Annotated in this window: 16 protein-coding genes; 9 read left to right on the top strand and 7 right to left on the bottom strand. The window is 41.5% G+C overall.

Going from position 1 to position 13,922, the window contains the following annotated elements:
• The first annotated feature begins 391 nt into the window (after positions 1–391).
• A complete protein-coding gene (locus P9687_RS05910) occupies positions 392–1,102 on the top strand; it encodes an RsfA family transcriptional regulator (protein ID WP_017550339.1) in 711 nt (236 codons plus the stop codon).
• Positions 1,103–2,491: 1,389 nt separating this feature from the next.
• Here P9687_RS05910 and P9687_RS05905 read toward each other — a convergent pair.
• On the bottom strand, positions 2,492–3,325 hold the full coding sequence (locus P9687_RS05905; RefSeq protein WP_035183189.1) for a lipoate--protein ligase family protein: 834 nt from the start codon (positions 3,323–3,325) through the stop codon (positions 2,492–2,494).
• A 779-nt stretch (positions 3,326–4,104) separates the two neighbouring features.
• On the bottom strand, positions 4,105–5,076 hold the full coding sequence (pta, locus tag P9687_RS05900; protein WP_035183186.1) for a phosphate acetyltransferase: 972 nt from the start codon (positions 5,074–5,076) through the stop codon (positions 4,105–4,107).
• Positions 5,077–5,245: 169 nt separating this feature from the next.
• Here pta and hemQ point away from each other — a divergent pair, with 169 nt between their 5' ends.
• Positions 5,246–6,001 (top strand): hydrogen peroxide-dependent heme synthase, encoded by a 756-nt coding sequence (gene hemQ / locus P9687_RS05895; RefSeq protein WP_014096713.1) that lies wholly within the window; start codon positions 5,246–5,248, stop codon positions 5,999–6,001.
• A gap of 160 nt (positions 6,002–6,161) precedes the next feature.
• A complete protein-coding gene (gerQ, locus tag P9687_RS05890; RefSeq protein ID WP_014096712.1) occupies positions 6,162–6,608 on the top strand; it encodes a spore coat protein GerQ in 447 nt (148 codons plus the stop codon).
• A 42-nt stretch (positions 6,609–6,650) separates the two neighbouring features.
• Here the strand turns inward: gerQ and P9687_RS05885 are convergent, their stop codons facing one another.
• From P9687_RS05885 to P9687_RS05875, 3 genes are all read right to left on the bottom strand, one after another.
• Positions 6,651–7,022, bottom strand: a complete 372-nt coding sequence (locus tag P9687_RS05885) for a DUF423 domain-containing protein (protein ID WP_014096711.1) — start codon at positions 7,020–7,022, stop codon at positions 6,651–6,653.
• A gap of 171 nt (positions 7,023–7,193) precedes the next feature.
• The gene (locus tag P9687_RS05880; RefSeq protein ID WP_014096710.1) at positions 7,194–7,451 is read right to left on the bottom strand and encodes a YwdI family protein; all 258 of its coding nucleotides are present in this window, start codon (positions 7,449–7,451) and stop codon (positions 7,194–7,196) included.
• Positions 7,452–7,901: 450 nt separating this feature from the next.
• On the bottom strand, positions 7,902–8,588 hold the full coding sequence (locus P9687_RS05875; RefSeq protein ID WP_014096709.1) for a uracil-DNA glycosylase: 687 nt from the start codon (positions 8,586–8,588) through the stop codon (positions 7,902–7,904).
• Positions 8,589–8,735: 147 nt separating this feature from the next.
• On the opposite strand from P9687_RS05875, the gene P9687_RS05870 reads away from it, so the two are divergent.
• Positions 8,736–9,083 carry a general stress protein gene (locus tag P9687_RS05870; RefSeq protein ID WP_013860790.1) on the top strand — a complete coding sequence of 116 codons (348 nt, stop codon included), beginning with the start codon at positions 8,736–8,738 and terminating at the stop codon, positions 9,081–9,083.
• A 124-nt stretch (positions 9,084–9,207) separates the two neighbouring features.
• Here P9687_RS05870 and P9687_RS05865 read toward each other — a convergent pair whose 3' ends face one another.
• Positions 9,208–9,480 carry a helix-turn-helix domain-containing protein gene (locus P9687_RS05865; RefSeq protein ID WP_017550349.1) on the bottom strand — a complete coding sequence of 91 codons (273 nt, stop codon included), beginning with the start codon at positions 9,478–9,480 and terminating at the stop codon, positions 9,208–9,210.
• A gap of 479 nt (positions 9,481–9,959) precedes the next feature.
• On the opposite strand from P9687_RS05865, the gene P9687_RS05860 reads away from it, so the two are divergent.
• The 5 genes from P9687_RS05860 to P9687_RS05840 all read left to right on the top strand — a co-directional run bounded on the left by P9687_RS05860 (position 9,960) and on the right by P9687_RS05840 (position 13,298).
• Positions 9,960–10,187 carry an uberolysin/carnocyclin family circular bacteriocin gene (locus tag P9687_RS05860; RefSeq protein ID WP_017550351.1) on the top strand — a complete coding sequence of 76 codons (228 nt, stop codon included), beginning with the start codon at positions 9,960–9,962 and terminating at the stop codon, positions 10,185–10,187.
• Between the two features lie 74 nt (positions 10,188–10,261).
• Complete coding sequence (locus tag P9687_RS05855) at positions 10,262–11,887, top strand: hypothetical protein (RefSeq protein WP_013860791.1); 1,626 nt, start codon at positions 10,262–10,264, stop codon at positions 11,885–11,887.
• A 45-nt stretch (positions 11,888–11,932) separates the two neighbouring features.
• Positions 11,933–12,451, top strand: coding sequence for a stage II sporulation protein M (locus tag P9687_RS05850; RefSeq protein WP_017550353.1), 519 nt, complete (start codon positions 11,933–11,935; stop codon positions 12,449–12,451).
• Between the two features lie 17 nt (positions 12,452–12,468).
• A complete protein-coding gene (locus P9687_RS05845) occupies positions 12,469–13,134 on the top strand; it encodes an ATP-binding cassette domain-containing protein (RefSeq protein WP_013860792.1) in 666 nt (221 codons plus the stop codon).
• Positions 13,131–13,298 carry a hypothetical protein gene (locus tag P9687_RS05840; RefSeq protein ID WP_013860793.1) on the top strand — a complete coding sequence of 56 codons (168 nt, stop codon included), beginning with the start codon at positions 13,131–13,133 and terminating at the stop codon, positions 13,296–13,298. The genes P9687_RS05845 and P9687_RS05840 overlap by 4 nt, the downstream gene beginning before the upstream one ends.
• A gap of 391 nt (positions 13,299–13,689) precedes the next feature.
• On the opposite strand, the gene P9687_RS05835 is transcribed toward P9687_RS05840, so the two are convergent.
• Positions 13,690–13,922, bottom strand: a 233-nt coding sequence (locus P9687_RS05835; RefSeq protein WP_328228877.1) for a hypothetical protein, incomplete at its 5' end; no start/stop codon positions are given.

Raw genomic sequence — 13,922 nt, 5'->3', positions numbered from 1 at the left:
CGGGACAGGCCGGAGAAAAAAAGCTTGTAATATGCAGATAGGCAGCTTTTGAAATGTGGAGGTCGATTGACAAGTTTGGTTTTTCCGAAAAAAATCCCAATAAAAGGGCGCATCTGCGAAAATGCGGGATGCTGCCCTTTCTATCTGCTGCATCAGGTTGCAATGGCTGCATTTTTTAAAACCTTTGCATTTAAAGCCACCAGAATCCTTGCCTAGGCAATCTTAATGGGCTTTTTGGCTTCCCGTGTGTGCCCCCCAACTGTGTTGCTACAAGCAAAAATCCGTTTGTGCGCTAAAATTCTATTATTTTTTTACCATATTGGTATAAATTGCGTGTTTTTTGTCCATTCTCTTAGTACAAACAAAAAATTTACATTTGGGGGTAATGAGAATGAAATCACGTCAAGATGCGTGGAGCGAAGAAGATGATTTGTTGCTGGCGGAAACAGTGCTCCGCCACGTGCGCGAAGGAAGCACGCAGCTGAATGCATTTGAGGAAGTCGGCGATAAGCTGAACCGTACATCCGCCGCCTGCGGTTTCCGCTGGAATGCGGTTGTCCGCCATAACTACGAACAGGCGCTGCAGCTTGCAAAAAAACAGCGCAAACAACGCCAGCGCCTGCTTGGAAAAGACCAGGGCGGGAAAAAGAAACTGCTGTACCAGCCGCCGGTTCCAACACTCGAGGAAATTGGCGAAATGCCGCTTGCTGAATTTCCAGAACAACCGGCTCCGGACGGGGAAGAAGCTGAAAACGGCAGCCCGCAAGTTTCACAGCCGACCGAAAGCAACGGGGATATGAGCCTTGTCAAGGTCATCAGCTATCTGCAATACTTGAACAATACGCAATTCCAAAGCACGATTTTAAAAAGTGAGAATGCAAGATTGAAGCACGAAAACCAGGAATTGAAAAAGGAAACGGAAGAATTGAAAAAACGTGTCCAAGAGCTCGAAGAAGGTTCGGTTACCATGCAGGAAGACTACGAAACCTTGATGAAAATCATGAACCGCGCGAGAAAATACGTCCTTTTCGAAGAAGACGAAACCGGGGCAACCAAATTTAAAATGGACCGCAACGGCAATCTCGAAAAGCTGGCAGAATAAGTTTCGGGCGAGTAAACACAAACACCCATTGGGCGATGCATGCTCAATGGGTGTTTGGCGTGCAAGGCGGCAATCTCCCGGCTTTTGTTGCATGAAAGGATAATTGGGACGTTCCCTAGGTGCCTTTTGGCTTTTAAGATGTTCTAAAGGACAGTTTGTTTGATTCACAGGCGCTTTTTGGCTTTTTGAGATGTTCTAAAAGACAGTTTGGACGCTGTCAAGGTGTCTTTTGGCTTTTTGAGACGCTCTAAAGGACAATTGGCACGTTCCCCAAGCACCTTTTGTCTTTTTGAAACGTTCTAAAGGACAGTTTGGATGATTTCCAGGTGCATTTTGGCTTTTTGAGATGCTCTAAAAGACAGTTTGGACGCTACCAAGGTGTCTTTTGGCTTTTTGAGATGTTCTAAAAGACAATTTGAACGCTGCCTAGGTTTCTTTTGGCTTTTTGGAACGTTCTAAAGGACAGTTTGGATGATTTCCAGGTGCATTTCGTCTTTTTGAGATGCTCTAAAAGACAATTTGGACGCTGCCTAGGTGTCTTTTGGCTTTTTGAAACGCTCTAAAGGACAATTGGCACGTTTCCCCAGCATCTTTTGTCTTTTTGAAACGCTCCTAAAAGGAAAGTTTGGTCGCCGCCCAAGTGTCTTTTTGGAGCCACGTCTTAAAAATGTCTTTCATTCGTTTTATGAAAGACAAAACACAATCGCCTCAACCCCAAAATGTCCTTCATTCGTCCGATGAAAGACAAAAAATGATTGCCACCGCTTTAAAATGTCCTTCATCTTGTACATGAAAGACAATTGCCAACCAGCCGCGCTTCAAAATGTCTTTCATCCACTTTATGAAGGACAAAACAGAGACCATCTCCGACCCCAAATGTCTTTCATCCGCTCCATGAAGGACAAAACAAACTCGCCATAACCCTAAAATGTCCTTCATTCACCCGATGAAGGACAAATCAAAGACATTACAGACCCCAAATGTCTTTCATCTGCCCAATGAAGGACAAAACAAACTCACCATAACCCTAAAATGTCCTTCATTCACCCAATGAAGGACAAATCAAAGACATCACAGAGCCCAAATGTCTTTCATCTGCCCCATGAAGGACAAAATAAAGTCGCCACAACCCCAAATTGTCCTTCATGCGCCAGATGAAAGACAAAAACAGGCTACCATCACTTTAAAATGTCCTTCATCCACTTCATGAAGGACAAATCAAAGTCATTACCGGCTCCAAATGTCTTTCATCCACTCCATGAAAGACAAATCACAATCATCACGACCCCAAATTGTCCTTCATCTCGCACATGAAAGACAGCAGGCAACCGGCCACGTTTCAAAAATGTCTTTCCTCAGATCAGCAGGTGGCCCTTGATCGTTCATTCTTCACAAAAACCGTGCGTTTCTTTCCAGCATGCGTTCATAATATTTGCCGTACCATTCCGTTTCCTGTTCCGAAAGCGGACGGGACACAAGCCGGCCCCCCAACGTCTTCAGCGTTTGCAAAAGCCGCATGAACACATCCTGAACCGTGAGTGTTTCCTGTAAAAGCTCCGCCAAAGAAGCCATCACTTCAGGACGGACACATGGGTATTGCAACTTTGTCTCCGCACCCTGTTTTGCCCGCTCATAAAAATCCCGAACGAGTTCTGCCCTGTCGGCGCCGCTTCCCGTCACACACAAATAAATCTGGACGGCCACCCCTCTCCTGACCCGCCGCTGGGAGATGCCGGCGAATTTTTTCCCGCCAATGCTCAAATCATAGCTCCCCGGGCAGTACGAGCCTGCTATTTCCCCTGCTTCAATCACAACGGGAAAATCCGAAAACATCATTTGGACCAGCTTCCACATCGCTTCGTAACCACGGTTGATATCCATTCCCTTTTCCGTATCCGGCACCACAAGCGAAATGTTCAGCACGCCTGTATCCAATACAACGGCAAGCCCGCCCGAATTACGGACAATATACCGGAACCCTCTATTTTTAAGAACAGCAAGCCCCTCCTCAAAAAAGGGCAATTTTGTATCCTGAATGCCAAGGCTGACGGTGTCGTGATGCACCCATGTCCGGACAACAGCCGGGGATGCATTTGCCCCGACAGCGGTGCACAATGTGTCGTCCATCGCAAATGACTGGGCCGCTTCAAACTGCGGGCCCAACCCGGACTGGTCCATCACCCGCCACTCGGGCTGCTTCAGCAATTGCAGCGCTTCTTCCATGTTGATCTTTCCCCCATTTATTTTACTACTATCATATCATGACGGATTGACTACCAAAAAGCTGCGGCCGAAATCCCTTTACAATGGGGCTGAACCCATAAAAACTGCCCGGCCGCACTCCAATTCCGGGTGCCATCAAATTCAGCCCAACCTCCTTTTCTCCCCAAAATCTTCCATTATAAAATGGCTCCGCCCAGCATGCCGTATAAACCAGAAAAAAGGTTTGGCATCATCCAAAAGCCAAACCAAAAAAGGCGAGCATTCTAAGCCCTGGTGTGCAAGCTGGAAAAGAAGAGCCTCGGCCACATACCAAGGTCATTTTCCCCCGCAATGTCCCACAGCTTTACTTCCCTTTTCCGTTCGTACCCATTCTTTGCACATCGGTACACCCTTTTTTCGTTTTTGTTAAAAAAATCACAAAGCAGCCAGACGCAGACATTACCGGTAATTTGTCAGCCGGACACCTCCCAAAAAATCAACACGCCCTTCTACAAATGCTGTCCAACCAACCGACAAGACTGCTGTCACGGTTCAGATTCAGCCGGTTCAAACATATAAGGGATTCAGTATAGGGTTGAGATAAGAAGGCTGCTTTCCAGGAAAAAAACCTAAATAAAATGAACTTAAGTTTTTCGCGTCCAAAATTCATTACAATCAGGTTAGACATTGATTCTGGCAACACTGAAAAAATAATATTGGTTTGTTCAACTTATATAAGCCTCTTTTTTAGTTCTCCTCCCACCGCTGTCCATTCAACAGCCGGAAGCCTGGCAACTCCCTTACAAACTTTGTGCTGCGGAAATCAAAGCCAAATGATAAACATCTTCCGCATTGCAGCCGCGCGACAAATCGTTGACAGGCGCATTCAGCCCTTGCAAAATCGGACCGACTGCTTCAAAACCGCCAAGACGCTGGGCCATTTTATAACCGATATTCCCCGCATCCAGATTTGGAAAAATAAACACAGTTGCATTCCCCTGAATCACGGAATCCGGCGCTTTCTTTTGCGCCACAGCCGGCACATACGCGGCATCAAACTGCATCTCGCCGTCCATGACAAGCTCCGGATCGCGCTCTTTAGCCAATCGGACTGCCTGCGCCACTTTCTCCGTCTCATCGGAATGGGCGGAACCTTTTGTTGAAAAGCTCAGCATTGCAATCCTCGGTTCAATATCAAATGTCCGGGCAGTTTTCGCGCTCTCCACGGCCGTTTCCGCCAAGTCTTGGCTGTCCGGTGAAATATTGATTGCACAATCGGCGAAAACAAATTTCTCTTCGCCCCTCACCATAATGAAAACGCCAGAAACTTTTTTCACGCCCGGTTTTGTTTTAATGATCTGCAATGCCGGCCGGACTGTATCTGCCGTTGAATGGATGGCACCGCTTACCAGACCGTCCGCTTTTTTCAAATAGACGAGCATGGTGCCGAAATAATTGACGTCTTTTAAAATTTGGCGCGCATCTTCCTCCGTCGCTTTGCCTTTTCTTCGTTCCACAAAAGCCTGCACCATTTCTTCAAAACCGGCATAGTCTTCCGGGTCATACACTGTAACGCCCTTGACAGAAACACCGATGGCCTGGGCTTTTGCCTGAATTTTATCCTTGTTCCCGATTAAAACCGGCCGGAGTACTTCATCGGCTGCAAACCGGGAGACGGCTGTTAAAACCCTTTCATCCGAACTTTCCGGAAAAACAATCGTTTTGTTATGTCCCCGCACTTTTTCTTTTATCCCGTCAAAAAATGTACTCACGCTCAACACTCCTCGTTTACGGTATCCATTTTAAGGATAATCCATTTTTCCGGAAAATCAAAGGCAAAAGAAGGCTTCTTTTAGACAATTTCGCGGTAGCCGTAATATTTTTTCCCTTTTCTAACCTGTGTTATAGTAAGGGAAGAGAAAAACATTTGGAGGGAAAAAAATGAGCGAAGCAGCAGAAACACTGGACGGCTGGTACTCACTGCATGATTTCCGTTCTCTCGACTGGGCGGGCTGGAAGGCGCTGCCTGCCGAGGAAAGGGATGCTACGGTGAAAGAATTCCGGCAATTTCTTCAGCAACTGGATGCCATCCAAAGCAAACACGAAGGGGCTTATGCTTTATATACCATCACCGGCCAGAAAGCCGACTTTGTTTTATGGACGATGCGGCCGGCCCTGGAAGACCTCGAAGAAATTGAAACAGCCTTTAATAAATTAAGGATTGCTGATTTTACCATTCCGGCATATTCGTACATCGGTGTAAATGAACTGAGCAACTATGTGCGCGGCGGGAAAGCGGACGAGTCTGCGTATGAAAATCCGCGTGTCCGCGAGCGCCTCTACCCGACATTGCCGAAATCCAAATACTTCTGTTTCTACCCGATGGATAAACGGCGCGAAGGCAATGACAACTGGTACATGCTGCCAATGGAGGAACGCAAGGAGTTAATGAAAAGCCACGGATTGATCGGCCGCAAATATGCCGGCAAGGTAAAACAATATATTCTCGGTTCCACCGGGCTTGACGACTACGAATGGGGTGTGGCTTTATTATCCGATGATGCCCTGCAGTTTAAAAAAATCGTCTATGAAATGCGGTTTGACGAAGCCAGCGCAAGGTACGGAGAATTCGGCCCGTTCTATGTCGGCAGCCTGCTTGACGAAGAACGGTTAACCTCCTATTTGCATATTGGTTAAGAAAAATCCTTCCAGCCTGCTGGAAGGATTTTTTCACGAGAGATCTTAAGCATAACCCGTTTCCGGCCGGCATACACATAAATGTAGTGAATGCCCTTGTTTTTTGTGCATTTTACAAAAACCAGGGCAGACCGATATGCAAAATGGAGGGGGAAATCAGTTGGAAAACGGCAATTACACACCGCCCGTATACGGATATCCTTATTATTACCGGCAGTCCGCACAGCCTTATTACGGAGGATATTATCCGCCGTACCAGGTTCCCGGGGGGCAGCAAGCGCAGGCACCCTCACAGAACCTGCCCGGCCAGCTTCCGCTTGAACAATCGTATATTGAAAATATTTTGCGGCTGAATAAAGGAAAACTGGTCACGCTGTACGCCACGTTTGAAAACAACCGGGAATGGAATGCTAAAGTGTTCAATGGCATTATTGAAGCTGCCGGACGGGACCATGTCATCCTTAGTGATCCGCAAACCGGGCAGCGTTATTTAATCCCGATGGTCTATGTTGATTACGTTGTCTTCTCTGAAGAAATCGAATATGAATACCCATATGGTAGCACAACGCAAGCCGGTCAGCCGCTGGCAACCTATCCGCCGCGGTGATCAGCGAAAGAAAAAACAGCTCCGAAACCGGGCTGTTTTTTCTTACATCCACTTTACCGCCGCTATAGCAAGCAGTATCCAGGAAGCAAGGAACGCGACGCCTCCGATTGGCGTAATCGCACCAAGCACACTGATTTTCGTTAAGCTTAAAACATAAAGGCTGCCGGAGAAAAGGACGATGCCAATCAGCATCAACCATCCTGACCAGCTGAGCAGTGCGGATGATTTGAGGATGCCGGAAAGAATGCCGATCGCAATCAACCCGAGCGCATGGTACATTTCATAACGGACGCCGGTCTCCCAAATATCCAGATACTTCTGATCCATGATCCCTTTCAACCCGTGGGCCCCAAAAGCCCCGAGCGCAACAGATATACACGCGTTCAGTGCTCCAAAAAAAACAAAAATATTCATGCGATGCACTCCCATTTTTTAATGTAAAACGCTGTAGAAGCTTAAAAACAAGTCAACATAAATGTTCATGATAAAAAGCTAGATACCATGATAGGTATACAAACCGTATAAGAAGCTGCAGAGAAGACAGGAACGCCCGCTTTGGTGGACGCTTGTTTCAATTGTTTGCGATTAAAAATCAAAAATAGAGTCTCCGTTTGCACCATCTTCCATTTTCAACGGCTCCGGTTTCAGCACCGTTTTCGGCACAGAAGGACTGGCAGGCAATGGCTCTTCTGGCTGTACCGCCTTTCCGCTTTCCAATAAAACTTCACACAAAGCTTTTACCGCATAGATATGCTCCCTGAATTGTTCCGCCGGCATTGCCTGTTTTGCCTTTGCCAATTCCTGCTCCATTTTTTCCAAAAGCATTTCCGTTGTAATGGCCATTTCCGCACCTCTGTTTAATTTCTATATAAAATAAATGAAATCTGTTGCCTACTGCAAAAAAGTATGAGCAATGAATATAAGTTTTTCCCCCAAGCCCGCGTTCCATTTGCACGATGACATTTTTTCCGAAGGCAACAGAACTGCGATATTTTATTCATTTTATATAGCCTGAAAATTTGTTTTCATCCCGCTGCTGTGATGCGTTCCCTGTAGCATAGGCGTCCAACCTGAAATTTGTAATCGCTAGGTTCATGACTTCCGATCGCATCATGGCTGCAGGGTGCCGGTCCTGACAATGTTTCCTTCCTTTGCTGGCCCGCATTTGTCGTTTGCTTACATTTATTTTAACAGAGGACAATTATCCGAACAATGCGGAACGCTGTCATACCTTGCAAAAAAATCGCCATGTTTCACGTGGAACATTGTCGGATTTCCGCGATGGAATGCGTTTTATATCTTTTCCTGTTCCGGCAGCTGCCAGTCGATCTCTTTTTCTTCCAACTTGCGCAAAATATTGTTGGTTTTTGAAAACGGACGGCTCCCGAAAAAACCGCGATGGGCGGACAACGGGCTTGGATGGGCAGCAGTTAAAACAAAATGTTTGTTGGTGTCGATCAGCGCTTTTTTGCTCTGCGCAGGCCTTCCCCATAACAGAAAAATGACAGGTGTTTCTTTCGCATTGATTTTCCGGATCACTTCGTCTGTAAAAATTTCCCATCCCATTCCTTGGTGTGAATGGGCCTGCCCTTCCCTGACAGTCAACACGGTGTTTAACAGCATCACGCCCTGCTTCGCCCAGCTGACCAAGCACCCGTGCTGCGGAATCCTGCATCCAACATCGTCATGTAGCTCTTTGAAAATATTCCGGAGCGAAGGGGGAATATCCACCCCCGGCTTTACTGAAAAACTAAGCCCGTGAGCCTGGCCCGGTCCGTGGTAAGGATCCTGGCCAAGGAGGACAACCTTAACATCCCGATAAGCCGTATAGTGAAAAGCATTAAAGATATCGAACATATCAGGATGGATTCGCTGTGTTGCATATTCTTTTTTGAGGAACTCCCTCAATTTTAAATAATATGGTTTTTGGAATTCCTCCTTTAAAAGCGGGCCCCAATCATTTTTAAAAATGTCCTTCATTTTATTTACAGCCCCTTTCTTTCCTATACTTTCATTTTATCAGTTTCCTTGTCCGGCGGCTGTAAAACTTTTCTTTGTTTAAGGACGGCAGGAAGCGGTTATATAAATGTCAAACAGTATCATCATTTTTCGGAAGGAGGAAGACAGGTGCATAAAGTAGAAGTGGTCGAAAACGGGCTCGAAGCGACGAAAAAGATAACAGAGTTTGAAAATGAAGGATTTGCGAAAGACAATATTTATATTTTCTCGCATGACAAAGACCGTTCAAAAGATTTAACCGACGCAACGGAAACGGGATCTGTCGGCATGGAAGAACAAGGAGTCATTGATTCGGTCGGCAATCTGTTCAGGGAGCGAGGGGATGAACTGCGTTCGAAAATGCAGTCGCTCGGATTGTCGGAGATGGAAGCCGTACAGTATGAAAAAGTACTCGACGAGGGGCGCGTTGTCGTCATCGCCACGGATAACCAGGAGGGGCCTGAACACCTGCTATAAAACCGGACCGGGCCGGCGTTCCTTAAGCCGGCTTTTTTCTGCTTTTATTAGGTTAAATGGCTCATATTCAGCCATCCTGGGACGTGTCTTTAAACCAGGCCAATTAAACTAACAGTTGCAAAAATTATAAAAACAGATCACTTAAGAGAGACAAAAAACTGTCAGCTGATAATTCTAGTCTGCTCAATATGTAAAAAAAGGTAAACAGACTGGGTAGTACTTGACCTTTTTCAATCCGATGAACCGTTTTTTCGGATAATATGTTGCCTGCAAGATCCTTTTGCGTCAAACCCTTTTCTAATCTGGCAGTTTTTACTGCTACCCCTACATTTTCGGCATTTATGATTTTTTGTAAAAACATTTCCTCTGATTGAAATTGTTTGTCTTGATATACCATCAGCTCCCACCCCATATGATTTGAGTATTCTATTTTTGATTTACAAGTTTTGATTTACAAGCTTATCATTTCAAATTAAAAAAACGAACAATTAAAAATTCAAATCAATCACAAAATCTTTCGATACTTTTTATTTTAATAAATTACTGACTGTTGTCAACGAAAAATTTTTCGGCATCACTAAAGATATATGCTGAAATCTATCAGACACTTTTTCCAAAAGCTTTACTTCATCACCCATCCTTCTGTTTTCAGGTATAACTGGACACATGTGTCTATTGTCAACAAACACACATTTTAATAACATACACTTGAACAAATTGATAATTTCCAAGCAATAAATGATATAAATGTGCATAACATTTATATAAAAGTTATTAAAATAGGCCCTTCGGGTTAAATTAAAATAATAAAAATATTAAATTTTAAAAATGTAACTAATCCCGAGGGTCTACTTTTAAAAGGGAGGTGAATATAATATGGGATTATTCCACGTTGCATCTAAGTTTCATGTTTCTGCAGGAATAGCATCTGGTGTTGTTACAGCTGTATTGCATGCTGGTACTATAGCATCTATAATAGGAGCCGTCACAGTAGTTATGTCAGGTGGCGTTGATGCAATCCTCGATATGGGATGGACAGCGTTTATTGCAGAAGTAAAACATTTAGCTAAGGAATATGGCAAAAAAAGAGCTATTGCTTGGTAAAAACTGGAACAGCCAGGATCTACAGTCCTGGCTGTTAAAAAACATTTATTGATTTTTATTGTGGAGTGATGTTTATGGGGATTTTTAGGCTTGTTATGCTATATATCATAAATACATACTCAACCCGAGGTTTTTTAATAAAAAAGGTACTGAAAATAAAGAGCACTAAAAAATACATTCTATTGAGTTTTTTGTTTGAAGTCTTTATATCTGTATTTTTAATTTCTATTTTTAACAGGATCTTTTTACCGGACCATAAAAATATTCTTATTGGAGTGGCTCTGATTCTGACTGTTGGCGACCAAGTGAAAGCTGTTATGACAACAAGAAAAATGTTAGATGAAAGGTACTTGGTCTATCATTTTAGCAGGTATCTCGGGAAGAATAACAATTTAATGAAAAAGGTTATACTGCTCGACTGGATGGTTAGCATGGTGCAAAGTTTAACCAAAATCGTGCCGTTTGGGGTGTTTTTTTATTTACACAGGATGGGAACGAAGTACATATTGATTGTGATTTTGTTCGAACTGCTCCTGTTTTGTATTCATTTACTTGGAAAATCGTTATCTTATCATAAAGGTTTCCGTATTGTACTAAACCTGACAACAAAAGCTTTGTTATGCTGCTTCGTTTATACCGTTGCTTCCATCTTCATGCAAATCATTTATGAATCAAGACGTAACATATCTACTTATGGATATAAATTAAAAGCCATCACAAATTTAAATAATCAAGCAAAAGAAATACTTCTAAGCTCAAATTTGTTTATCATTTTTAAAAATGCAGCCTTGTTTGTTAGCCATATGCATATTCTCACGGCTACTTTAACCGTGGTATTGCTATTCATCATTAGTATTATCATTTTTGCTTTCTCAAAAGATACGAAGGAAGTTTATTATCAAACGCCCTTCTTTGGTTTTTTATATAAAACATTGAATAAGGAGCACTATTATACCTATGCTGACTACTATTCTTTAAAAGCAAACTCAAAAGAATTACTGAACAATCCTTTTGACCTGTTTATCACGGGAGAACTTTCTGTCAGTACAGGAATTTCATTGGCCTCGGCACCTTATATTCATAATATCATCGTTACCCTTATTTTTATGTTTTTTCAGCTCCACATCATTCTGAAGGGAGCGATAAGCACTACAAGCTTTATCTACAAAAAAATTTTTAAGCTTGAACAAGAATGTTCTATGATGGAAATTTTTAAAATATATGAGTTAAAAAAGAATGGTATTCTATTCTCAAAATATGAATTATTAAAAAGAACGATCAATATATATTTATTTTGTCATTTGTTTTTGTTCTTTATTGCAACTTTGTTTATTTCGTTTCAACAAAGTCTATCTTTTTTGATTTTAATTCCATTTTTTTATGCAATAAAAAACGAATATGTTTTATACTCACTTAGAACCAATTATGACGTTTTTGTTTTATTACTTAGCAAAAGTAATCCTCCCAAAATTAACAGGCTGAATGAATTCGATGGATTCTCTTTAATTGCTACAGCGAATAATGTATTATCTAAGCTTGTAACCCAATTTACAATATTAGGGTTGATCATAATAGCGATGTTCAAATTTATCTCGGGGATTTATTGGCTCTGCCCCTTCTTGGCTATCGCCTTTACTCTTTTTGGACAAGTAGTTTACAGCAACAAGGATTACAAAAAAATCAAACAGTCCTGTCAATAGGTTTATTAAAACAAAAAATAACTAAACACGGGGATTTAAGAATTTATGAAAAATATAATTACCACATATAAAAAATACTTTTTTGTTTCTTTAGCCGTTTATTGTATTAGTTTTATAACCGGAGCATTCTTATCAAAATTTTTAAGTTTCAAGTATACCGAAAATGAGCAAAGATTTGTTGACCTGTTTCTTCATAATTATACATTGGGGCTTAAAATCATGGTATTAGGTTGGATTAGTTTGGGTGTAATTAGTATAATATATTTGGGGTATAATGGGGTTTTTTTAGGTGCTTTCTCATTTGCAATTATAAGAAACCATGGGCTCAAACCTGTATTAACCGGAATAATCCCACATGGGATTATAGAAGTAATTGCATTTTTGCTTTTTGCAACAATTGGCTTTGAAAGCCTGCGTTGCATTAACATTTTAAAATTGAATTCTAAAAGTGAACAAGAGTTAAGATATAAAGTTGAAATTATAAAGTTAGTATCGATTTTTCTTTTCGCAACCATTTTATTGGTAATTGCTGCATGGATTGAAGCGGACATATCACATGTATGAACGGAAGTGAAATAGATATGGAAAGGATATCAATAAAGCATTTAACTTATGGTTATGAAAATCAACCCAGGTTATTTAATAACGTAAATATCGAGATAGATCAAAACAGTATTGTAAGATTATATGGAAAAAACGGTTCAGGAAAGACTACTTTGCTGAAAATCATTGCAAATATTATAGACGATCCTCATCTGTCTTATGAGTTGCGGTTTTTTGGTGAAAAGCTAAGTTTTGCAGACATTCGCAAGCGTAGAGTATTTGTTGGAGACTCTCCTGTATTTTATGAAGAATTAACAATGGAACAAAATATTCAATTTTACAATTTGTTATTTCATTACGGCCCTGTATTCAGCAAACAAGTATATGAATACTGTAAAAAGTTTGATGTTGATGCCTATAAGAATGAGCAAGTGAAAAATTTGTCATTAGGGACCCGGCAAAAAATCTTTTTATCCATTAACTTATCGATCCCTTCAGAATTGGTCTTATTGGATGAGCCGTTTAATTCCTTGGACACTTCCAGTAGAAAAGTTTTATCTGACATCATCACACAAAGTAAGCAAAAAACGTTTGTTATTGTGTCACATGAAAAGGAAGCAAGCCTGTCTTTCACACATGAATTAAATAGCGAAAATTGGCAGTTAAAAAGTTTAAATAACACGGATGGGGGTGTGGGAGAATGAAATCCGCCATGTTCACGCTGGTACTAATCGCCATTTTTGTTTTTGTCTATATTAAAAAAACGGGGATTTCAAATATATCTATTCCAAAGTTATTGTTTATACCGGCGATTTTTATCGCAGCCTATTTTATAGACAAAAAGTTGCAACAGAAATTACGAAAATAAGCATTCATACCAGCAATTTCCTGGGCCAGTTGCCAGATTAAACATAGGTAAAACAACGATGGGAATGCACTTTTAGAAGAAGCTGGTCCGGAATTGCGCAAATTCATCGTTGTGGAACGCGACGTGAAGCAGGAGCAGTTTCCTCCCATAAACTAAAAACGCCGCACAAGATTGTTTCTTTTCACAAAGGGCATTGAAAAAAAACACCCATTTTGTAAAAGAAGGATACGTATGCCCTTTTTGAAGAAAAATGCCCTTTTTATTTTTATTGAATTTGAAAACCTGGAAGGAAAGCCAAAAATACGGGATCATTCATTTTCCAGCGCCTCGATTAAGGGTAATTTTTAATTCAAATAATAACATTTATGGAATCCTCATTTTTATCATTTTTTCAGTTATAAAAGCGCTTTTTGCATATAATGACGGAGACTATATAAGAAATACCAGCAGTTAATAAAACACAAAGCACAAAATAAAAACCTAATTTTAGGTTAGAAGATTGATGAAAAAAATTTGAAATCTTTAAGGCTGAATGATTAACTTTGGAGAGTATAAAAGCAATCAAAATTATCAATATGACAGCAATAGTTAATCCGTTTTGATTGAACGCATATTCCGCACGTA

Origin of the sequence: Weizmannia sp. CD-2023 (assembly GCF_036225245.1) — a bacterium.
GTDB lineage: Bacteria > Bacillota > Bacilli > Bacillales > Bacillaceae_C > Weizmannia > Weizmannia faecalis.
This window is presented reverse-complemented; position numbering and strand designations above follow the sequence as displayed.